Source organism: Flavobacterium pisciphilum, from assembly GCF_020905345.1.
Classification (GTDB): Bacteria; Bacteroidota; Bacteroidia; order Flavobacteriales; family Flavobacteriaceae; genus Flavobacterium; species Flavobacterium pisciphilum.
Map to the genome: position 1 here is coordinate 171249 of NZ_JAJJMO010000001.1, position 24412 is coordinate 195660.

Genomic DNA, 24412 nt, shown 5'->3' on the forward strand with positions numbered 1-24412 from the left:
GTTTTAAGGAATTAATTCTGTTTTCTAGTTACTCATTATGTATATTTTACTTATGAATGTTGACTAATTTTATGCATTACAGCTAAGTTTTCATTACTTTTATCTCTTAAATATTTTATACCCCCGATAAATTTATGAAGAGAATTACTTTAAACCCAAATTATATTAAATCATCTAATTTATTGTTTATCTCAGCGGGTCTTGGTTTAATTAATTTTTTAATTTTACCTGAAATTCTTTCCTCAAAATCATCTATAGTAGTTGGTTCAATTGCTGTTTTTTTTATTTCAGCAATGGGATTGGCAATTAGATTTGAAATTTCTTGGATTAAATACCTATCATTAATTTTAATCGTTTTTGGAATTAATATAGTGCCACCACTTATAAAAGATGAGTTGATTTCTCATCCTATAAACGGCATTATTACTATAGCACAATCTATAATTCAAATTTATGCTACAATTTTATTATTTAGCAAAAAAAAGAGAAACTAATTGTTTCTCTTTTTTTAAATTTCTTTGCTAGAGCATATAAAATATTTTATTCCAAACTCATCGCTTTTTCTGTCTTTAATAGTTCTATTTCTTGGTTCAATTGGATTGCAGTCAAATCTAGTTCTGATAATTCTTCTATTCCTAATTCTCTATGATTTGGTTTAACAACCTCATTATATAATTTGTATAGTCCTATTAAAACATCTAGTTTGCTAATTATAAGGGGGCTTCCGTCAAAATATTTAGCATCCGTTCCATCTCCATCTGGTGAACAGTGATTTACATTTAAAGAATGTCGCCAATATTCTGCATGATTTTTCCATTCTACTTGATCGACAACTGACGGGTTGCTAAACCAGATATTCCAACTGAGTACATTGCTTTTCTTCAACATATTACCACTTAATATATTAAAAATACCAAGAACAATAGTATTAAATTTATCTACAATTGGTTCACCTGTTAAAAGAGCATCATTAATTTGAACATCTAAATTAGCAAGAGCATAGGCTTTTTCTTCATGTTTTGCGAAATCAGGACTTTGAAATCTATCGCTTTCACCACGTAATAAGGGAAAGTATGGATCTTCAGCATCATCTACTCGCGAGGTTTGTACTTGTATAGCAGTAGCTTTTGTAAGTGGGAACTTAGTTTTGTCTAATGTTTTTAATAGAGCTTTAATAAAAGGATGCGAGTTGTTATCTGGTGAAAACCATATTTTTCCAACGACACCTAAATCGGCAGCCATTTCTTTGGTGGTTTCATTTACCCAGCCTCTTTGTCCCGTAACGGTTACTTCTACGTTTATATTTATTCCGACACTTTTTAGATAAGCCCCTTGCTGTGGGCAAATAATTGAAAATACACGACCCTCGTCTGTATAACCAATTCTTGAAATATTATTTGCAAACATTTGAAAACACCTCGATTTTTGGACTTCTAATTTGGTCAACCAACTAAACTCAGGCCATTCTGCCTTCATTTGACGTTGTAGTTTGTCAATATTTGCCATATTATCTAGTATCGGTAAGGAACTAAGATCTGGTTTTGGATACTTAAATTCGGGATTAGACTCTTCAAATCCACCAATCCATTCATTTTTCTGAAATTCTGATTTTTGACTCATTTTCTTTTAAATTAAATTGTTTATAAATCCTGATTTTAAACTCATCTCATGTAAAAAGAGATTTTTACTATCATATTTTTGTTTGATTTTTAATAAATCCATCAAATAACGTCTCTCATAAAATTTAATTAATAGTTCAATGCGTTGATTATCATTCGCAGGGTCATATTTTGCAGATTTTTCAGATTTTCTTATACAATTGTAATCAGGAAAATTGACAAAGCATCCTTCAGTAAATCCCTTAAGACTCAAGTCCAATCTTAAGCCTTCTACCCAAGTTAAGTATTTATCATCATCTGTATCATAAGGATTTGACCACCAAGCTTGAATTTGGAACATAAAATCTCGATCCTTATAATAAAAAAAGTTATCTCCATCCTTAATCTTGCCTCCCATTCCATGAAGGCTTAAATAACAATTTAGTTTTTTTCCGAATCCGTGATCCTTGTTCATATATTGGAAGATGGCAGCTGTTAAAGCTGCGTAATCTATCCCCTTTTTAGGAAAAAAGGAACTTATTTTATGCGGATGGGGAAGATCACAGGTTGATGTTGGAGCATCTGAATTTCCTCTTTCTTGTGTTTTAATACTATCACTTATAAATACATCGCTACTAATACTATTTTCAATAGATGAAAAATTTTCAATATTTAATATGTCATTTTGAATACTTTTGGTACTTAGTGCACTTTGTTGAAATTTTATATATTCCGTTGGGAAGTCTTTGTCAATAATTGTAGCTATTTGTTTCTTGATTGCTTGGTCATTATCTTTTTTTCCTGCTATCATAATACCAGAAATATATAAACGCATAGTATTTTCACTAGGATATACTCTTGCAAAAGAGGTTATCACATTGGTTGCCTGTGAAGCATTTTTAAACCATTTATTTAGTATGGCTTGGGATGTTGCTTCATTAGTGATTTGAATATGAAATGATACTTTTTTCAAGCCTACTAATGATTGTGTTTTAAAAGTAAAACTAGTAACGACTCCGAAATTTCCTCCTCCTGAGCCTTTTAATGCTTTAAATAAGTCCTTGTGTTCATTTTCTGCGTTTACATCAACTATTTTAAACCCCGTTTTCCCATCTGTTATTACAATTTTAGCGCTTACTAATGAATCACATGTCATACCGTATAATCTAGAGTAAGGCCCCCAGCCTCCTCCTTGTGCCAAACCTCCAATTGCTACAGAATCGCAACCACCACCAGGAATTACTAATTCGTACTTATTAAGTTCATCATATACATCTTTTAGTTTAGTTCCAGATGGGATTACTACCGTTTTTGTTGTTTTATTAATAATCATCTTATTCATTTTCGAAGTATCAATGACTACTACATTATCTGCTGTGCAAGCTCCTTCATGATGATGTCCACCAGAGCGAATTCTAAATAGTTTATTATTTTCTTGACAATACTCCAATACGCATTTGACATCTTCTGCAGATTCACAATATGCAATTTCATCGGGACTTAACTTATTATCATTTAGTAATAAGAGATTCGAAATTTCTCTAGCATCTTCATAACCTTCTGAACCTTTGAGAATTACTGTAACAGAACAATTTTTCATAGTATTAATTTAAATTGATTGAATTAGATAGAAATCAGAGTTCGCCTAGTCATTAACTAGGCATATTTTAATGTTATCCATTTTTCATTTATAAAGTGAAAAAATTTATGATATAGTTTAAAACTTAAACTGTTTAATAAGGCGGAAATGAGTGTTAAAAACAATCCTACTGCCACAAATAGTACACTCAGGTTTAGCCAAAAATTCACACCCAGCATAACAGTTCCGAAAAGCGCTAAATAGAAAGGAAGTAGACCGTTTCTTTTTTTAGATAATCTATAAAGATTAATTAAATTAATAATAGCTAAACCTATGAATACATAAATGAGCCAAGGTTGATGCTTGATAGAAACAATACCACTGATTCCAATTAAATTGAGATATGCCATCCAACACATCGGACACTTAGGAAAAAAGGCAATTAAAATGGGCAGTATTACTGTTGAAATTCGGTTTATTACAGATACCTTTTTCTCTTTTTGAATAGGTTTTTTATCTGTGATTAACTCATTTAAAGCTCCAATTATTAATTTTTCCTCTGCTTGAAACCTAAGGAATGATTTTTCTATTTTGCCTTCAGGATTGATAATGTACACCTCGATTCTGTGAACATTAACATCGTTTCCTTTATAATTTACTCCTATGTTTAAACTTTCAATCAAAGACTCCATGCCAGATGTAACTCTGAACATTCTATTATTTTTATCGAAATGATAGTTTCGATTATTCCCATATGATTTTAATATAGAACTCGTATCGTATAATGGATCATAGGTTATTGCGGCTGTCTGAACAGTACTATACTGATTGTTTCCAATGATTTTCTTTTGAATATTAACCAAGTTGTATATGGTTTGAATGCACTTACGCGGGTTATGACATTTGGTATAAAAAAAAGACAAGACTGTATATTTTCCTTTGAAATAATCATTCCACCCTAATTCATTACCATCTTGATCTTGCAATACAATGCTCCCTAATTCAATTTCTGATTTTGAAGAAAAGAAAGTATCTGCTTGATTATATACTTCAATTGGTATAGTGCAGCAATCATCTAATGAAGGAGTAGCCTTTTCTATAACTTTTATGCACTCTGTTAATAGTGTGTTGTTCTCAGAACTGAGATACTCACTTAGTTGTGTTTCTAAATGATATAAATCTGGCAAAATATACTGTGCTTTCCCGTTTAGCCATTTTAAACTTTCGAAAATTTCTTTTAAGGCAGTTGTATTGTAGTTCTGATTGTAAGGCCCTAGAAAAGAGGAATAGTTGACAATTGCATCTGCTTGCCAAATGTTGTAAATACTTTTGTTCAAAAAAGCTGCTACACCCGAATGTGGCTCTTTAATTCCTCTAACTGCTTTTGCTGAAGCAGCAATTATATAAGGAGAAAATGAGGTTTCTAGCTCTTCTAGGATATATGGTAGTCCTTTTTGAGGCATTCCAATATTGTAGAATGCCTCAATAAGGTAACCACGCATGTGAGATGATGCTATTGAACTTCTATCTTTATAAATAGGATGTCTTTCTGATAAAAGTTCCACCAATAACAAGTTATTAAATTTTTGATCTGTCACTTTAATAGAATCAATCAATAGGATAAAGTCTTCCGTTGATGTAGTACTACCGAGTTCTTTTATTTGTTGATTAATCATTGTGTCAGATTTTTATTTGTTCTTTAGCGCATTATTAAAAAGTGTGTGCAAAGCCCATATTTTGTTTACTGTCTTTTCTTCTTTTGTGTTTTTTAATTTGGCTTCAAGATCTACTAAGAAGTTTGTAGATTCTAATGAGTTCAGGAATATTCTTTTAATTGTTTCGTTTGAAGCAAAGCCCAATAATGTGATTAAAAGATCTAAATACTCCTCCTCTCCTATTTTGTTGAATATAATTGCCTTATTCTTAGTTATAAGGTCGTATATTTTATCATCTTGAATAAATTCATAGTCATAAAGTGCTAATAAATAAATGACTAAATACCTAGAGAACGATTTTGTTTCATACTTATCACTGCCACTATCGTAATACCTAACAGAAACATCAGAAGTTATGTCATTTTCTAATTTTTTAAAATTTAATTCTAGTTGGTGGATTATGTCTCGATTGTCAGCATAGACTAATGGAATAAGTATTGCATCTACTTCTTCAATGTGATCTGCTACAGTAAGTAATTTTTCTAAAGTATTATTTATAGTAGCGGATAATTTAGGTATCTCTGATGAAAATATTTTATTAAGCGTTAACGTATTTAATACAGTACGTAATTCTGGGGCATTATTAGTTGATGCAAATAATTTAGTGGAGTTCTCATTTGTTCTTGAGTTCCTGTTTATTAATTGCTCCATTACTTCTATAAGGTCTTCAACATCTTTTTCTTTATGTAAAATTCGTAGCCCTGAGGTTTTTAAAGCTTGAATCAATTTATTATTGTTTTCAATTTTTGGAGAATAAGCATTTAAAAAAGCCGCTGCATCATCATATTCAAAGCCTAAATAATTGCTGTAATCTATTACACCAAAAGGATCTAAGGCATCTTTTATGATTGGGCTATTGTTTTCAAAGTTTTTATAACAATCGGATTTAGTAAAATTATTTGTTCTTGTACCTGGAGCCTCATAATGGTATTCATTAGGAGTTACTTTTCCATTCCATGGCCATAACTGTGCATTCACATTTTTCCAACTTGGAATCGAAGGATCCTCTTTTTGATTGGGATAATTCTTTTCAGATGACGGATCAAATAACTTATGCATTGTCTGCCATTTCCCCCACATACGTTCTACGTTTGAATGTAAAAAAAAGAAAATTGGGTCTTTTGGTGCTGTGGGAACATAGTTTACATAACCATTATTACTCACATGTGTATATCCATGTGGATCACCTTCTAATACTGTGAATGATTTATCATCTGTGCTAAGCTTCCCGCTTTTATCCTTTATTTGTTTAAAGAGATATTGCTTATTATTATAGGTTTCTGATTCTTTTTGAACAGCATAAAAAGATACTTGTTTTGTTTTTTCATCATATTCATTAAAACCAGCTTGTTCTTTTTGATTGTCAAACCATGACATTCTTCGAATTAATTTTTCACGGTCAATTGACCAAAATTTTAAGGGATTATCAGCATTAAATCGTGCGAAATTTGTAGAGACTCCATTTGTCATAATAGGATTATCTGCTCGGTCAATGATACTTTCTCCCAGAAAATCTGCTTTAAAAATATTAGGAGCTGGTTCATCAAATTTCCAATAATGCAAAGAAACTTTAGGGTCTACAATTTGCAATTGCCTTTCTAAATCAAGAAGATAAAGCCTATGCCAAGGTAAAAACACTTCTGTTCCGTGAGCAATAGATTTTGATCCTTTGACGTGCATTTTAAAAAAGTCTGTTGAATAAATTCCTATTCCTCGGCCTTCTGAATCTGCTTTGTTAACTGTAGATAAGGCATGTAAATAAGCAACTTTAGCATTTTTAGATAATAAGTTTGCGTTTTTTCTAACGCGTATCATTGTTTTTATAGCAGTAATTTCTACTCCATCTTTTATGGCTTTTATTCTAATGTCTAAATCTTCTGGACTAGCTCCATTGAACAATTTTTCAGCTTGAAATTTTCCGCCAATAAAAATGTCTTTATGACTTTCTCCTATTTTAAATTGTATTTCAAATGATTCTTTACCTTTTGTTCCAATAACGTTATTATCATAAAATAATAGTGTTGGAACTCCTAATTTTGATAAATCAATATCTTTTGGAAATTCAAGAACTGTGTCCTTAAGTTGTTCTTGATCAAGGGTTATTTTTTCTGAATTGGAGCTGTCTGAACGCGAAATTCTAAATTTTGTAGGTGTCCATGTGATGTATGCAGCTTCTGGACTTGCATTGTCATTTATACCAATAAACGACAATGCAAAATTTGATTTTTGTGACATTTTAAAATATTTGATTTAGATTTTACTTTTATAATAATTCGATTTATATATCTCGACCTATCATTTGTAGTAAAAGTATTCTAAATTTATATAGTGGTTCTCCGTATTTATACCTGATTTTATTAATAAAGCATCGAAAAATAGCAACTAAATCAATTCTAGTTACTAAAATTATTTACTTCGATAAATAGTAAATAATAAAGCCACTTCATCATGAAGTGGCTTTGCTGTTTTTCTTTGTGGCACAGATTATAAATCTGCGCTATCTGAATTATATTTAATTGATTGTAAGGGAATTAATTTGTAATAGAAAGATCTACTTCTGGATTAGGGATAAAATCTTTTTCAAATTTTGAGATAATTACTGCACCCGCAGCATTACCTATGAAATTGGTAATCGTTCTGGCTTCATTCATGAATTTATCCACACTAAATAAAAGAGCCAATGCTTCTACAGGAAATTTATGTAATGTAGTAAAAGTAATTGTTAAAGCTATAAAACCAGAACCTGGCACTCCTGATGCTACTTTTGAAGTTATCATAATTACCAATATAATAGTTATAATATCCTCTAGAGACAGTGGTATATCAAAAAGCTGAGCAACAAATAATGTACAGACTGGTAAAAATATAGCTGCTCCAGCCAGATTAAAAGAATAGCCAAGTGGTATACATAACCCTACAACAGCTTTGCTACAACCAGCCTTTTCAAGCTTAGCAACAATAAGCGGAAAAGCTGTTCGAGATGATGAAGTACCGAAAACAATCAGTAATTCTTCTTTAATATAGATTAGAAACTTCCAAAGGCTAATTTTATAATACCTAAATATAAGCCCCAAAACTGCAAATATGAAAAAGGCCATAGTGATATAAGTTGTTGCTAATAGTTTGCCTAATGGCAGCAGGCTATCAATGCCAAACTTAGAAACCGCATAAGCCATACCGCCAAAAGCTGCAATTGGAATGAGGTAAAATAGATACATAAGTACTTTATATAAAAAATAAGATACTTTTTGTAGCTTAATGACCAATTGTTCTCTATGTCGTGAAAAACTTAGTGCAATCCCAAATAATATAGCTAGTAATAGTAGTATTAAAGGCCTGTTAAGTATCAAAAAATTAAACCAGTCGTCATTAAATTCTGCATTATTAATCTTTGAAGGAATACCAATGGCAGGAATATGGCTTTTTGCTATTTTACCTGGTTCAATAAAGAGTGCGCTTGCTACACCCAATAAAATAGCCGCTGTTGTAATTACAATAAAATAAGCTATTGCCTTAAAACTTATGCTGCGAACTTTTTTTAAGTTACCTACTCCACTTACTCCTATTACAATAGTTAAAAAAATTACTGGTTGAATAAATGGTTCAATCAAATAGAGAAAACTTGTTCCTAAAAAATCTAATTTAATCCCTTTTTCAGGAAAATAATGCCCTACAACAACCCCTAGCAATAATGCTACAAATACATATGAGGCCAAATTTTTTACGAATTTGCCTGATACAGATGTATTTATAGGTTGTTGGTTTTGCATTATGTAATGTTAAATAATGAACAAAGATATAAAGGTTATTTAAAAAGTAATAAGTCCAATAATAATAGCTGTAATTAGCATAGCGAGAGATGATCCTAATGCCCATTTTATTGTGAATTTTAGATGGTCTGAAAATTCAACTCCAGCTAAACCTACTAAAAGATAAGTAGATGGTACCAATGGACTTAACAAATGAACCCCTTGGCCAATTAACGAAGCTGTTCCTATTTCTAATTTTGTAGCTCCAAGATGAAGACCAGTTTCGGTTATAAGCGGTAATATACCAAAATAATACGCATCATTGCTTAAAAAAAACGTCAATGGAGCACTGGTTACTGCTGTTAGAACAGGAAATAATCTTCCCCAAGTATCTGGCACTACAGATATCATTGATTTCGCCATAGCATCCATCATCCCTGTTCCTGAAAGGATTCCTGTAAATATACCAGCAGCAAAAATCATTGATGCTACCGAAAGAGCATTGCCTGCATGCAATTTAAGAACCTTTTGTTGTTCATCAATTTTTGGATAGTTAATAATAAGACCTATGCAAAAAGCAATCATAAATGAAACAGCAAGTGGAAGAACATCAAACATCATTGTTGCTAAAAGCGTTAGTGTTAAGGCTAAATTAAACCATATAAGTCCTGGTCTTTTTAATTGTCGTTGTACTCCTATTGTTTCTTCATTATCTAAATATGGATTTATAAAATCTGTTTTTGAAATTCTCTTTTTTTCTTTCATTCCAAGCCATACTGAACATAAAAGTACCCAAACAACTCCGCCAATAACTACAGGTATCATAGGCACAAAAAGCTCTGTTGCATCCATTTTAAGTGTAGTCATTGCCCTTGCTGTAGGTCCGCCCCAAGGGAGAATATTCATTACTCCACCACCAAGCATTATAATGCAAGATAGTACCAATGGATTCATTCCTAACTTCTTATATAATGGTAACATTGCAGCTACTACAATCATATAAGTTGTTGCTCCATCTCCATCCAACGATACAAGAACAGTTAGCACAGCTGTACCAAACGCAATTTTTACAGGATCACCTTTTGCAAATTTAAGTATCAGGTTCACTAACGGATCAAACAATCCAGCATCAATCATTATGCTAAAAAAAAGTATTCCAAAAATAAGCATAATGCCTGTAGGCGCAATATTCTTTACACCATCCATAATGATAGGGCCTAAATCTGATGCGAAGCCTCCAAAAAGAGCAAAAATTATTGGTATAAGTATTAGAGCTGTTAACGGAAACAGTCTTTTAGACATGATAAGGTACATAAATACGATAATCATTGTAAAGCCTAAGGTAGTAAGCATGGTAATGTATGTTTTGAAGTTATTAATTTTCTGATTTAGACCAGTCGAAAGAATTTCTAAAACCTAGTAACACATAATTACTAGTGTCTGATGAGTTTAGTTGGTTGACAAAAGAGAATTCTAAAGCTGATTTTTCTCCCAAATTGATTCCAAGACCTGCAGTGATCCTGTTACTATCAAACTGTTCTTCTTTTACAACATTCATACGTATCTCATTTTTAAGTATACCGTATAAAGTATTTTTTTCACTTGCTTTGTTTAAAGGGATTTTAAACGAAATAAGATATCTAAGCCTAACAATGAAATCGTCTGGATTTGTCAAAAACCGTTCTTCTATCCTGTATCGGTGTAGTAAAACCGTTCTACCTATCTTATTTTTAAAAGATACTTGCTGGAAAGGTCTGTTTTCATAACGTATCTTTTTTTCCATGTCACTATTATAGGGTTCTAAAACAAGAAACATGTATCCCATAGCTGGATAGATTTCATTTTCCAGTTTTCTCTCAAGATATGTTGATACTAAAAAAAGCCGCGAATCTTTTACCAAATCATAAGAACGATATTGCGATAAAGCAGTAAAACTGTATTTTTGACTTAATTTTGCCGACATAGTATATTGGAACCATGTGTTAAGATTATCTTTCTGAGCATTACTCTTGACAGAAAATAAGATTAGAAAAAATAGAATTGATATATTTTTTATAGACATTTTGATAATTGTTAAATTTTGACCGAGATAAAAGTATGTGAATGGTATCTGGAAAAAATCTAATTTTCAGTGAACGACATATATAATAAGTGAACTACACAATAAGGCTTGCTAAATAAAATGATATATTCAATTTTAAAGGCTTTTTTTTAAACGGTAAGTAATTTTTATAATAAAAAAGTATGGTTTTACTAATAAATATTCTTATTCTGCTAGCTGCATTCCGACTTCTCTTTGAACAAAAGATTATAAATCGATTAATGACAAAACAGTGGAGTAATCTAATTACATTTCAGCATTTTATCTTTTTTATTATCTATAGTGCAGCCTTAGTAAATAGTACGCTTTATTTTACGACCATGCCTTACGCATTATACAATGTGCTATTTACGATGGTTGTAAACATTATGCTTTATATAGTATGCTATTCGTATCTTGTTGGTACTTATTATCAGACAAATAAATATCCTGAATATATTCTGTATGCTCTGATTTTATTTATATCTACTTCTTTGTTGCGTTTACTAGTTGAACCAAAATTTCATGTTAATCATACAGCTGGCTCAAATGAAAGTCTTTTTTTAATAAGCGTTTATGCATCTCAGAGTATTGTCATCTTAGTGGCTTCATTTTTAGGAATATCAAAACACAAATTTTTAATAGAATATGATTATAAGAATTTAGAATTTAAAAAAAATGAGACTGATCTTAATTTAATGAAATCTAAAATCAATCCTCATTTTTTATTAAACACTCTTAATAACATTTATTCTGGGAGCTATAATCCGCAAAAAAACACTTCGGAAGCCATATTACAATTAAGTCAATTACTACAATATGTAATATATGAAACAGACAAGAATACGATTACTATACAGAAGGAATTTGAAATGATTAAAGCACTTGCTGGTTTGTATCAATTAAAATACAACAATACACTTCCTATAGAATTTGAACTTAATGATGAAGAAATTCAAGAACAATTAGAAATACCTCCATCGATATACTTTGCACTTTTTGAAAATGCATTAAAACATTCTGGTATTGGCAATGAAAATGAGTCGTATATAAAAGTACAATTTTACAAGGATGAAGATTACATTGTTTTTAAACTGACTAATTCTATACCTGATCACAATATAAATACTAATAACCATACTTATAAAGGAATGGGAATGAAAGCATTAAAAAAAATATTGACTATTCAATATGCAGAAAACTACAGACTAGTTGAGGAATTATCAAATAAAACGTATTTTTCTACTCTCAAAATTAAAATATGAAAGAATTACAAACCATAGCTGTTGACGATGAGTATCCTGCACTTGAACTTATTAAAACCTATTGTACTAATCTTAAAGGGATAAACTTATTAAACACATTTAGTAATCCTGAAAATGCAATTTTGTTCCTAAATAAAAATGAGGTTGATTTATTAATCCTTGACATAAATATGCCCAACATAAACGGCATAGAACTTTTAAAAAAGGCTAAAAATAAGCCGCTTTGTATTTTTATAACTGCAGAAGAGCAACATGCTGCTAAGGCTTTTGAACTCGATGTCATTGATTACCTTATAAAGCCTATAAGCTTTGAGCGTTTTGAAAAAGCAATAACCAAAGCAAAAGAATATTACCTTTTTAAACAAACAAAAGATACCGTAGAGGATTTTATCATGTTTAAGTCAGATTATATTATAAATAAGATTAAACTCGATGATATATACTGGGTAGAAGGTTTTGGTGAATATATAAAAATTGTATCCCGATACAAAAAGCACATGGTATTAGAACGGATGACAAAATTTGAAGAATTGCACCGTCATCTCGGATTTATAAGAATCCACAAATCATATCTTATTATAAAAGAACATATAGCTTCTTTTAATTCCCGTACTGTACTATTAAAAAATGGTAAAGAATTACCAATAGGTCGTACGTATAAAAACAACCTCAAATTAAATTAAAGCTTCATTTTAAATAGAAAATAGATGTTAGAATAGCAGCATACATATATTCTCTTTAGATTTTGTTAATAGAGAAGAAATAGAAATCTAATAAGACAACATTTTTTTTGCTTTCACCTGAAGTCTCTTCCTTAAAATCAAATATAATAGCTAGTTGAGTTGCTTTTTTTTAGTAATTAGATTTGAAAACACCTTGATTTTTGACTCCTGATTTAGTAATCCAACTAAACTCAGGCTATTCCATGCGATCATATACGCAGTTTCTGGATTAACAGTTGTTCTTCCTTTTGTCTTTTGGCAAAATAAAACCACCATTTACATTTAGTTGTGCAAAAAACAGTGTCCATATTATGGCGGTACTATGAATTTCCCTATCCCATGGATGAAAAATGTACACTCATAACATTTTACACACATAAGTCATTGGATAACAATAGATTTACTAAAGAAGTAAAACGCTAGCTGGATTTATTTTTGAAAATAAGTTTATTTAAAGTGGAGTTCAGAAACCACTATAAAAACGAGGTGAAATCTGAAAAGCCTTATGAGTAGGAACAAACAAAATAAATTTTAAGTATCATGAAAATACAAGTAAAAAGCAGTAGTCAATATTTAAATATTTTAAACGCAAGTCAGGATAATGGAGCTGTAGCTTGCCAAGGTAATACACCTACAACGGATAATTTCTTATGGGAATTAATACCATCTACAACAGTTGGAGGTTATTTTTTGATTAGGGTAAAAAGTAGTGGTCAATACTTAAATATATTAAATGCAAGTAAAGATAATGGAGCTGTAGCATGTCAGGGTAATACACCTACTACAGATAATTTCTTATGGCAGTTTATTCCTGCTGGTGGAGTTTATTTTAAGCTTCAGGTAAAAAGCAGTGGACAATATCTAAACATATTAAACGCAAGTAAAGATAATGGTGCTCATGCTTGCCAAGGTAATACACCTACTACAGATAATTTCTTATGGAGAATTATTCAATAATTAAGGCTAGTACTTTAATTATGAGTTATTGTATAACTTTCCTAAGTTTATAATTCATTAAAAACTGCTTGAAATTATATTCAAGCAGTTTTTTTATAACTATTTTTGAAGTTGCTTTTCTAAATCTGATTTTTTATTATCTGACTACCAACTTAAAAACTCTAAAAAAATATCTAAGATTTGATTTTCATTTTAGATATAGTTTACAAATTTTGACTATCGTGTTATCTTTAATATTAATTAAAAACCAATAGTCCCTTTTTTAGGAGCATATAACAATTTTAGGTTTTGATAGTTTTTATCAAAATCAGTTTTGGTAATTGCTTCAACAGTCAATAACCATTTTAAATCATTTACCTGAGTTTCATAACTTAAATTAGGGTCTAAGTTTAAATATTTTTCTATTAAATAATTATCACGGTCATTAAATAAAGTCGTTATAAAATCATCAACAATATTTTTATTCGGTTTGTTTTTCAATAGATAAATATAACCGTTATTGTGAGTTCTAATTTTCCATGAATTTTCATTCATTGTGAAGTATATAATCAATAAAATAGTTGCTGTACATGTTGATGCAATCCACATGTTTGGATCAGAGTCTTTTTCATCACGAAAATAATATCCTATTCCTGCGATCCCATAAAATAAAATTGAAATCAATAAAATTATTGAATTACTAGATTTATAGGTCATCTTTTCTTTTGATAAATTTTCAAAAGCAACTATTCCTTCGCTTTCTCCTCCTATATAAGACGTTTTATAATGTAATTTGTTATCAAGAATATTGTACTCTTTTTTTGTAAATAACCTTCTCTGTTTTATTGTTCGCATTGATTATCGAATGAATATTTTCAAATTTGAATTGAAACCAAAGATATTCAATTCAAATTATTTAAATTCCAACTATACAAAAAAGGCGCTAGCATTTTATCGAGAATAATTTTTATTACTTTTCTTAAAATATTACTAGATTTTTAGAAGATAAATAGATATTTTGACTTTTATTATTGTATTACTTTTTAAGAATTTGTAAAGGGAAACCTTTCATCTGTGGGTCTTTTGAAGAGGAATCTAAAAGCTGTAAAATTGTTGGTGAAATTTGGTTGCTGTACAATTGTTCTTTTGATTTAATTTCTCCTTGTGCTTCTACTCCATTTCCAAAAATAACTAACCAAACTTGATTGGCTCCTTTTACATCTGAACCGTGATCTCTCCATTTATCCAAGGGTTCTGTCCCCCTACCATGATCTGTTGAAATAATAAAAATGGTATTGTTTTTATAAAAAGAATCTTTCTGAGTAAAATCCCATAATTGTTTGATTAATGTATCTGTTGCATTTGCTGATTTTAAATAGGCTTCATAGTTCCCATCGTGTGCAAAGTCATCTGTTTCTCCATAAGCGATATAAATCAATTCAGGATGTTCCTTTTTCATATATTCTAACGCATAATTAGATGTAAAAGCATCAAGTCGAACTGAATCCCAAGGTGATGGAACTATTGGTTGTAATTCATTCAGAAAAGCTTCTCTAGGAGTAAGTTTCTTTCCTGTGGCCAATTCAAAACCTGCATTTATAGGCAATTGGGAACGTTCTCTATTAATAATAAATGGGAATACATCCCAACTACCAAAAGCCGCAACCTTTCCTTTGTAAGACGATAGATTATTTACCTTTTCTAGAATAGTAGTGTTTGGATTATTGATTTTGTCATTACTGCTAATTCGTTTATCATCTGCTGCACCAGTTAAAATTTCATTGTATCCAGGATACGAAAACCACATTGTATTGGTTAAGTTCACATTACTTCCTTCATTTCTATTTCCGTGTAATTGTCCCATTTTGGTCACCTCATTCCAGAAAAAAGGCATTAGAACACTTCTTCTTTCTTCAGGTGTGTTTCTCCAAAACTTAGTTTTTAAATCTTTAACATCCTTAACATATTTTTTTTCATTAATAAGGTTTGCATCTGCACCTGTGAATAATTCCTCCCATCGGAAACCATCTAAAGTAATTAACACGATTTTGGGCTTCTTTGAGGTTTCCTTTTGTTGCGCATGCATTCCAAAAAAGGATAATAAAACTATACTTGTAATTGTTACTGTTTTTCTCATTTTTTGATAAATTAAGCTTTAGACTATAATTATTTATTTTATTCTTTTTCCTAGTTATTGTATCCACAAAACAGCATTACCATGTGCTTCTAAGTTAATTCCTTTGCTTAAAGCTTTTATTCTTATGCTGTGAGCACCAGGTATTAAATTAGCTGGTTTTTCTATTCTCCATAGATGCGTACTAATTGTTTCTGGTTTTGGAGATTTAGAAATATTCATACTGTCATATTTTCCTTGGCTTTGTAAATAATATTGCTTTTGGACGTTTGGTGAAACACCATCGTATTTCATCATTTCGATCCAATTTCCTCCATCATAACTAATGTAGGTTTTCGTTGCCTCATCGGCTGCAAATACATTAGCATATATAAAGTTATCATTTAAAACGTTTAGTGTTGTATCCCATTCGTTTATTTTTGGTACTGATATATCTATTTGTTTGCTACTAGGTGCTCCAGAAACTTTATAATCGTATGAATATTTGGTATCATTAATTCCAACTGTCCAGTATCCCTTGGGTGTACCATCATGCATCAATGCAAAAGGAATTTGATCAACATCATGCGGACCTTGCCACCAAGAACCACATACAGCTCCAGCAACTAACTCATGAATGGGCTCTTGCCCTTCTCTATCAAAATATTTATGATATTGAGTATGAGTATGTCCGGCGCTAATCAAAACCTTATTAAAGGGCTTTAATGATGTTATTATCCAATCTTTATCTTCCATTTCTTCTAACGGAATGTGCATAAATATGTTTATCGAGTCATAATTATCTTTCTCCAATTTAATCAAATTTGTTATAAACTCTTTTTGAGTTTCATCAAGGCGACCTACATATTCTTTTTGATTTGTAGGATAAATGTTATTCAGTACCAAGAATAATTGCTTTCCGAATTTAAAAGCATAATATGATGGTCCGAAGATGTCCTCAAAGCTTTTGTCTCTATCATGAAAAGCTTTTTCTTTAAAGTTCAAATCGTGATTTCCAATTGTGTAAAATATTGGAGCTCCTATTAATCCTAAAGTTTCTGATAAAGGTTTAAAAATGGATAAATTATCAAAGGAAAGATCTCCTAGAGGAACTATGAAATCAATTTCTTTGTCCATTAATTCTTCTGTAACTAGCTTTCCAACATGATGAACATCATCCATAACATCTACTTGAGTATCTCCTAATAGAACAACTTTTAGCTCTTTATTTTCTTGATTCGGAAGGAAACCAAAATTATATTTTTGCAATTGCTTTATTTTGTCAAATGGAACATAAAACAATACTCCGTTTTGGTTGTTTCTCTTAGAAATATAGTCCGTTGGTTTAATCACAAAAACAGTATTCCCTTCTATTTTATTAATGGTATAGTTTCCTTTAGAGTCAGTTTTAATAATTTCTTTTCCATTAGAAACCAAAACATTAGGAAGTGTTATTTCATTGTTATCATGAATGCCATTTTCATTAGTGTCAACAAAGACAATTCCCGAAAGTTTGTCTTTTGACTGCCCAAAACAAATCGTATAACTTAACAGTAAAAAAATGCTTGTAACTATTTTATACATAGTAATATTTCTATATAATTAAAATTTATTTTGCACCAAGTAATTCCATTATTTTGCTGTAAATAGCTGTGTTTTGATAAACACCCATAAAGTTTTGTGCTCCTGGTCCATATGCAAAAACGGGAACTGCCACCGACGTATGATCATTGGTACTAAAACTTCCGTGTACATATCCTTTTTCTATACTTCCATCTATTAATGAAAGACCACCTGTTTCATGATCGGCTGTAACGATTAATAGGGTTTCTGGATTTTTATCTACAAATTCCATTGCTTGCCCAACCAAACAGTCAAAATCTAATAATTCGCGAACAACATATTCTACATTGTTACTGTGACCTCCGTAATCAATCTGTGCACCTTCGGCCATGATAAAAAATGGTTGAGAAGTTTTAGAAAAAGTATTCGTTGTTTTAGATAAAGATTTAGCTAGAAAATCGCCTCTCCCATTTTTTACAGAAACTACTGCCGCATCTTCTAGAACTACAAAACGTGGATTGCTAATGGTATCTATAGCACTGAATTTATCCGAAAAGCTATAGCCTTTTTTTATTAATGCTTCCGCTAAGTTTTTACCGTCTTTACGTGATTTAAATTCATTTTGACCTCCCCCAATTAAAATGTCAGTTGGATTTGTTAAAAAATCTTCTGCAATGGCTTCGCTATAACTTCTATCAGACTGATGTCCGTAAAAAGCGGCAGGTGTAGCATCGGTGATATTACCACAAGAAATAAGGGCTGTTTTGTAGTTTCTTTTAGCCAAGATTTGTGTTATCGATTCTAAAGGTTTTCCATTTTCATCAACACCAATAAATCGGTTATTGGTTTTATGCCCAGATGCCATAGCAGTAGCACCAGCAGCGGAATCAGTAATATAACTATCAGAAGCTTTGGTTATCGAAAATCCTTGGGTAGGTATGTTAAACATATTTAGTTTACCCTTATTGGCTGTATAACCTGCATAAATTTGACTCAATCCCATTCCGTCACCAATAAGAAGTATCACATTTTTAGGTCGTTTCTTTTTAGAAAATGCAGAACTGTTTTTTGGCACGTATGTTTCGTGAAATTCTGTATTTTGGTAAAATGCAGTTTTTATATTTTTGATGAATTGTGTTAATGCCGAAGTATTATCTGTTGCAATATAATCTACATGCAAATTCATAAGCGTCATCCAAGTATTCACATTGTCTTGTGTAGACCAGAATCTTATTTTTTTATTCTGATCGTGCACTTTTTTGATTATAGCTTGAATTTTTTCTGAATCGATTTGTGTCAAGACTCCTTTGCCATTCCAGATGGTATGGTCTTTTAAATCTTCGCTAATCATTTCTATACGCGATAATTCTTGTGCTGTATAAGTTTCATTAAGTCTTCCGTCAAAATAAATAAAGGATGGATATTCATTCCATTTTGATGAAGAAGGTCTGTTGCCAGAAATAACTACTTTTAAATTTTTGTTTGAGATTAATTCAGGATATAATTTAAGCTGCTCTACGATTTTTTTTAAAGTTGCTTCTGCATCTGACTTGATGTCAATCATCAATATTAATGGTTTATCACTTTTGTAAGCATTGCTATTTAACTCTTTAAGTTTTAATTGAAGTGGATTAAGATAAAGGCTTCTTAAAGTAGTATTTATATTTATTTCTTTTGAAGTATGAGCAACAAATAAATCATCATTTACTAAAAAAACATCTGCTTCAATTACACCTGTTTCATTGGCATAAGCTTCATAAAAAGGTAATGGGCTTGCATAATCATTATGCGAATGAATATTGGTAGAACTGTATTCCTGTGCCTGTGCTAACAGACAAAAATGAAGGCAAAAAAGGAGGATTATTTTTTTCATGGAAATATATTTTGTTCATTTTTAAAGCTGTAGGTAACTTTAAGAAATGGAAGTGAGTTGTTGTTGTTAAAATATAAACCAGTCTTTCTATTCAAAAAACTGGTTTATTAAGTATATAGAATGTTTTCTTTTTTACAACTGCAAACTCACTTAGAGCTTGCAGCGTAAAAAATTACAAAAACAAATGAAACTACTAATTACCACCCTTTGTTTTGGGTTAATGCTCCTTTACTCACGGCAATTTCATCTGGCGGTATAGGCCAAACATGGTGAATAGTTGGATTAAAACTACGTGCAGGATAAATTACTGTACCATTATAATGGTGCAAAGGTTGTGCATAAGTAGCTTGGGCATCTCCCCAACGTACTAAATCAAAATGACGATCTGTCCATTCTCCAGCTAACTCACAACGTCTTTCTCTTTTTAAATCTACCATAGTTGCTCCTGAAATGCTTTTTAGATCTGCACGATTACGAATCATGTTTATCTCTTTATCTGCATTTTGACCTTTCATTAATTTTGCTTCAGCAAGCATTAATATTACATCAGCATAGCGCAAAAGTGGTACGTTAAGTGCTGTTGAAGGTTTATCTCCATTTGCATTTACATAACGTATATCTACTCCGCCTGAAGTGGTTTTAGGATAACTAAATGGCTCCATGTATTTTTTGAACTGGTATCCTGTTCTATTACTAGAACCTGCTGTATATTTTCCTTCGTTAAAGGTTACTGATTCACCGAAATAGGTGAATTTATCTCCTTTTTGTAAAATGGTTGCGCTGCGTCTTTTATCTGCAGGATCATACGCATCAAATAATTCTTTGGTAGGATAAAAATTTCCCCAACCGTTATAAGCTCCCCATCCTTTATCTTCTAGACAAACTCCTGGAAATATAGAACCTAGAGAAGTATTCTCTGCACTTGATGTAACAGACCAAATATATTCTGAAGACCAATTGTTTTTAATTTTAAATACATCTTCAAAATTAGGCAGCAAAATATGTTTACCACTATTTACAATCATATCTGCATATTTTATGGCATTATCCCAATCTTTTGCATATAAATACGTACGCACTAAATATCCCCAAGCTGCTGTTTTATGAGCACGCCCATAATTATCAGCCGTTAGCTCATTAAAATAAGGTAATAAATCGGCTGCTTTAATTAAATCGGCTGCGATATAAGCGTAATTCTCTGCTACATTTTTTGCACGTGGCACATATACATTTGTAGGATCTACTCTATCTTGAATCGGGATTCCTGCACGATCATCGCCATAGTGATATGCCAATTCTAAATGCATTACTGCGTGATTAAAATAGGCTTCTCCCAACATCATTTTTTTAGTTTTTTCGTCTAAAGGAATGTTTGGAATGTTACGGATAACATCATTACAACGTTTCATAATCTCATAATGGATTCTCCAAATGTCTTTAGTATCTGATTCTGAACCATCAACTATGAAGTTTTTTATACGTTCTGCATTTTGTCTGGGTTTGGTTCCGATATCATCACTGGCATTGTTTAGCCAGAAAAAACCACGTCCATACATATTATCATCAGAGTACAAAGCGTAAATAGCATTGACTCCTGCTTTTGCATCAGCAGGTGTTTTCCAGAAATTTCCAGTCGAAGGTGCTCCTTGTGGTACTAAGTCTAGTTCACTCTCACAAGCTGTTGCGCCTAGCAACATTGTAAAACTCAATAATAAAATATTTATCTTTTTCATTTTATTTGTTTTATTTTTTTAAAAAGTTGCGTTTACTCCTGTCATATAAATTCTTGAAAGTGGGTAACGCCCTAAGTCCATTCCAAAGTTTTTAAGCCCAACTTCTGGGTCCATACCTGAGTATTTGGTAATTGTAAAAAGATTTTGTCCTGAAATAAAGAATCTAAGATTTGCTTTTCCGTTTAACCAACGTTCTTTAACTGTATAACCGATAGAAAGGTTTTTTAATCTTAAAAAAGATGCATCTTCTATATAGAAGTCTGAAATTCTTCCGAAGTTATTGTTGTTGTCTTTTGCAGAAAGTATTGGAATAGTTGACCCTGTATTTTGTGGAGACCAAGCATCTTTGGCATCTGCCAATAAATTATAACCTGGGAAAGAAGCATTCAAGCCCGTGTATTTTACAGCGTTGAAATTGCTATTGCCTACTGCTCCACTTAAAAAGATATTCATATCAAACCCATTATATCTAAAGTTCATGTTTAAACTATAAGTTGTTTTAGGAAATGGACTTCCTAACACTACTCTATCGCTATTATTAATTACACCATCTCCATTCATGTCTTTGAATTTAATATCACCTGCAACTGCATTAGGTTGATAAACCTCTCCTTTTGAATTTACATAAGCTTTTGCTTCTGCATTGCTTTGGAATAATCCGTCTGTTTTATATCCATAAAATGCACCTACTGGGCTTCCGACTTGATAAATATTGGCTAGAGGCAAACTACGTACTCTGCTGACATTAAGTGGTTCTAGTGAAGTTAAATCATCTTTGATTGAAACAATTTTGTTATCTAAAAAAGCCACATTTGCAGTAACATCAAATTTAAAATCTCCACGTGCTTTTTGATACGTAAGACTTCCTTCAATACCTCTATTTTCTACATTACCTGAGTTTACAATACGTCCTAACGGTGTTCCTGATACTCCTGGTAATTGATCACGAACCAACATATCTTTATTTGTTTTCACGTAAGCATCTATAGATCCTGACAAGCTATTGTGAAATAGACTAAAGTCTAATCCTAAGTTGGTTTGTTCTGAACTTTCCCATTTTAAAGCTGGATTTGATAATTCGCTTTCTGAATACCCATAATTAATTATTGGAGTAGATCCTATTAAGGCTGAAGTTTGTGATAATGGAACACTAAATTGGTATGGTCCTAAGTTTCCTAAATTTCCGATTTGTCCCCAACTGGCACGTAGTTTTAAACTGCTTACAATTGGATTAAGGCTTTCCATAAATGCTTCTTCTGAGATTAACCAACCTGCAGATAAGGATGGATACACTTTCCAACGATTCTCTGAAGTAAGTTTTGATGTTCCGTCGCGACGAACAATTCCTGAGAATAAATACTTTTGATTGAAATCATAGTTTAATCTTCCCACATAAGATGAAATAATTTCTTCTGACATTCCTGCTTCTGTTTGCTGAATTAATTTAGCATTAAGCAGATAACGTTGTGATGGATCTTCATTGTCAAAACCTGTACCTGTAATTGTATAAAATTCTCTTTTGGTTTGCTGATAGGTATATCCTGCTAGTGCCTTAAAATTATGCTTTCCAAAAGATTTATCGTATGAAATAGTTTGCTCACTCAATAAGTCTGTTGTTGTAGCTGTAGATTGTGTTAATCTATTGTAATCGAATATTTTACCTGGTTCTGTGATTTTAACCGAAAAATCTTTTGAATTGTTTTGTATTCTGGTGAAACCCCAGTTTGATTTTACTTTTAATCCTTTTGTAATTTCCCATTCGGCATAAGGGTTAATCAAAATTGTAGAAACTGGATTGCGGTTATCCAATCTTTTTAAATAAGCTACTGGATTTATAACATCTCCATACGATCCTATGTATTTCTCTGGAACACCTCCAAAAGAACCAGATCCATCTTCTCTATAAATAGTTGCATTGGGCGGATAAAAGATAGCTCCCAAAATTGCTCCTGTATATGCATTTGTAGTATTAGCACTTTGACCATCTGTTAACGAATAGGTTAAATTTTCTCCTATTGTGAAATTTGGCGCTAGTTTAAAAGAAGAATTTGCTCTTGCTGTATAGCGATTACCGAACGTATTTAATAATATCCCTTCATTTTTACGGTAACTCCCAGAAAGAAAGAAATTAGATTTTTCTGTTTTACCATTTACAGAAATAGATAAATCTTGAACTTGACCTATTTGAAAAATTTCATCCATCCAATCTGTTTTGGTTGTTCTGGCTGTAGGTTCAAATGCAGGATCAAAAGCTGGTATTCTTGGTAATCCCGCGTTATCTGTAGCTGTGTTCATAGCATCTGCATATTCTGCAGCATTTAGTACTTTTAATTTTTTGGCTACATTCTGTAAACCACCTTGATAATTTACATTTACATTAATGCGTTCTGAAGTACCTTTTTTAGAAGTAATTAAAATAACACCTCCAGAAGCTCTTGCTCCATAAATTGCTGCCGATGCGGCGTCTTTCAAAACACTTATCGAAGCAATATCATTAGGATTAATAGTATTTAATGAACCACTGTAAATAATTCCGTCTAAGACAATTAATGGTGTTTCGGCATTTAAAGATCCAATACCACGAATATTTATTGTTGGTTCTCCTGTTGGATCTCCTCCATTATTGATAACTGTAACACCTGCAACTGTACCTTGTAATAATTCGGCTGCTGAATTATAAGTTCTGCTTGATGTTTCTTTCATAGAAACGGCTCCAACAGCTCCTAAAACTTCTCCCTTTTTTACACTACCATATCCCATAACAACAACTTCTTGCAGTTGTTTTACATCTGATACTAGTTTAACACTTAGATTATTAGTTGATTGGTTAATTTTAACTTCTTGTGTGATATAGCCCACATACGAAAAAACAAGTGTTGCTTCGCTTGAATTGATTACCATACTAAAAGCCCCATCAAAATCGGTAGTTGCCGTTGCGTCTGAGTTTTTATCTTTGATTCCTACTCCCGGTAATGGCAGTTTGTCGTCGCTACCATAAACAATTCCCGAAATAGTAATTTTATTTTGACCTACTTCACTACTCTTTTGGTTCTTCTTGATTACAACATTGTTATTTATGATTTCATATTTCAAAAAGAAGCTTGTACAAACTTTGTCAAGCGCCTGCTCTAAGGTTACATTATTAAGTTTTAGGCTAATTTTTTGATTTGTATTTATCTGATTGGCTTCGTACATAAAGTGTACATCTACTTGTTTTTCAATATTTTGAAGAATACTCTTTATATTTTCGTTTTCTACTTTTAGGGTTACTCTTTTATTACTACCAACATTACTCGCTTTTGTCGTTAGTCCGATAAAGAATAAAGCCGTGAGCATAATCAATTGGACTAATACACGCTTCTTAATTCTTTGACAGTTTACGACGTACCGCATTTGTTTTTCGTTCATAATTTTAAGTTTTAGTTGTTTCTGGATTTTAAATTTTCTTGTTTTTTGTGAGCTCTTTTTTGGTATTTTTAATTTGCA

17 protein-coding genes are annotated in these 24412 nt (G+C 31.5%); 4 read left to right on the top strand and 13 right to left on the bottom strand.

Annotation, left to right across the window (positions count from 1 at the left end):
* Positions 1–134 precede the first annotated feature (134 nt).
* Positions 135–494: a hypothetical protein gene (locus tag LNQ49_RS00770; protein WP_229986890.1), complete on the top strand. Its 360-nt coding sequence runs from the start codon at positions 135–137 to the stop codon at positions 492–494.
* 46 nt (positions 495–540) lie between these two features.
* On the opposite strand, the gene LNQ49_RS00775 is transcribed toward LNQ49_RS00770, so the two are convergent.
* The 7 genes from LNQ49_RS00775 to LNQ49_RS00805 all read right to left on the bottom strand — a co-directional run bounded on the left by LNQ49_RS00775 (position 541) and on the right by LNQ49_RS00805 (position 10703).
* The gene (locus LNQ49_RS00775) at positions 541–1620 is read right to left on the bottom strand and encodes a hypothetical protein (protein ID WP_229986891.1); all 1080 of its coding nucleotides are present in this window, start codon (positions 1618–1620) and stop codon (positions 541–543) included.
* A gap of 6 nt (positions 1621–1626) precedes the next feature.
* Positions 1627–3198, bottom strand: a complete 1572-nt coding sequence (locus LNQ49_RS00780) for an FAD-binding oxidoreductase (RefSeq protein ID WP_229986892.1) — start codon at positions 3196–3198, stop codon at positions 1627–1629.
* Positions 3199–3254: 56 nt separating this feature from the next.
* Positions 3255–4853, bottom strand: coding sequence for an SCO family protein (locus tag LNQ49_RS00785; RefSeq protein ID WP_229986893.1), 1599 nt, complete (start codon positions 4851–4853; stop codon positions 3255–3257).
* Positions 4854–4865: 12 nt separating this feature from the next.
* Positions 4866–7127, bottom strand: coding sequence for a tyrosinase family protein (locus LNQ49_RS00790; protein ID WP_229986894.1), 2262 nt, complete (start codon positions 7125–7127; stop codon positions 4866–4868).
* 296 nt (positions 7128–7423) lie between these two features.
* On the bottom strand, positions 7424–8662 hold the full coding sequence (locus LNQ49_RS00795) for a cation:dicarboxylate symporter family transporter (protein ID WP_229986895.1): 1239 nt from the start codon (positions 8660–8662) through the stop codon (positions 7424–7426).
* A 39-nt stretch (positions 8663–8701) separates the two neighbouring features.
* A complete protein-coding gene (locus tag LNQ49_RS00800; RefSeq protein WP_229986896.1) occupies positions 8702–9994 on the bottom strand; it encodes a CitMHS family transporter in 1293 nt (430 codons plus the stop codon).
* Positions 9995–10016: 22 nt separating this feature from the next.
* On the bottom strand, positions 10017–10703 hold the full coding sequence (locus LNQ49_RS00805; protein WP_229986897.1) for a DUF2490 domain-containing protein: 687 nt from the start codon (positions 10701–10703) through the stop codon (positions 10017–10019).
* Between the two features lie 182 nt (positions 10704–10885).
* On the opposite strand from LNQ49_RS00805, the gene LNQ49_RS00810 reads away from it, so the two are divergent.
* The 3 genes from LNQ49_RS00810 (at position 10886) to LNQ49_RS00820 (ending at position 13665) form a co-directional block, all read left to right on the top strand.
* A complete protein-coding gene (locus LNQ49_RS00810; RefSeq protein WP_229986898.1) occupies positions 10886–11986 on the top strand; it encodes a sensor histidine kinase in 1101 nt (366 codons plus the stop codon).
* On the top strand, positions 11983–12669 hold the full coding sequence (locus LNQ49_RS00815) for a LytR/AlgR family response regulator transcription factor (protein WP_229986899.1): 687 nt from the start codon (positions 11983–11985) through the stop codon (positions 12667–12669). Before LNQ49_RS00810 ends, LNQ49_RS00815 begins: the two co-directional genes overlap by 4 nt.
* A 579-nt stretch (positions 12670–13248) precedes the next feature.
* Entirely contained in the window at positions 13249–13665 is a 417-nt protein-coding gene (locus LNQ49_RS00820) for an RICIN domain-containing protein (protein WP_229986900.1), read from the top strand.
* Between the two features lie 240 nt (positions 13666–13905).
* Here the strand turns inward: LNQ49_RS00820 and LNQ49_RS00825 are convergent, their stop codons facing one another.
* The 6 genes from LNQ49_RS00825 to LNQ49_RS00850 form a co-directional block, all read right to left on the bottom strand.
* Positions 13906–14499 (bottom strand): hypothetical protein, encoded by a 594-nt coding sequence (locus tag LNQ49_RS00825; protein WP_229986901.1) that lies wholly within the window; start codon positions 14497–14499, stop codon positions 13906–13908.
* A 181-nt stretch (positions 14500–14680) separates the two neighbouring features.
* Positions 14681–15781 carry a sulfatase-like hydrolase/transferase gene (locus LNQ49_RS00830; protein WP_229986902.1) on the bottom strand — a complete coding sequence of 367 codons (1101 nt, stop codon included), beginning with the start codon at positions 15779–15781 and terminating at the stop codon, positions 14681–14683.
* 54 nt (positions 15782–15835) lie between these two features.
* A complete protein-coding gene (locus tag LNQ49_RS00835) occupies positions 15836–17341 on the bottom strand; it encodes a calcineurin-like phosphoesterase C-terminal domain-containing protein (protein ID WP_229986903.1) in 1506 nt (501 codons plus the stop codon).
* A 25-nt stretch (positions 17342–17366) separates the two neighbouring features.
* The gene (locus LNQ49_RS00840; protein ID WP_229986904.1) at positions 17367–19193 is read right to left on the bottom strand and encodes an alkaline phosphatase; all 1827 of its coding nucleotides are present in this window, start codon (positions 19191–19193) and stop codon (positions 17367–17369) included.
* Positions 19194–19390: 197 nt separating this feature from the next.
* Complete coding sequence (locus LNQ49_RS00845) at positions 19391–20926, bottom strand: RagB/SusD family nutrient uptake outer membrane protein (protein WP_229986905.1); 1536 nt, start codon at positions 20924–20926, stop codon at positions 19391–19393.
* An 18-nt stretch (positions 20927–20944) separates the two neighbouring features.
* Positions 20945–24334: a TonB-dependent receptor gene (locus LNQ49_RS00850; protein WP_229986906.1), complete on the bottom strand. Its 3390-nt coding sequence runs from the start codon at positions 24332–24334 to the stop codon at positions 20945–20947.
* Between the last annotated feature and the right edge of the window lie 78 nt (positions 24335–24412).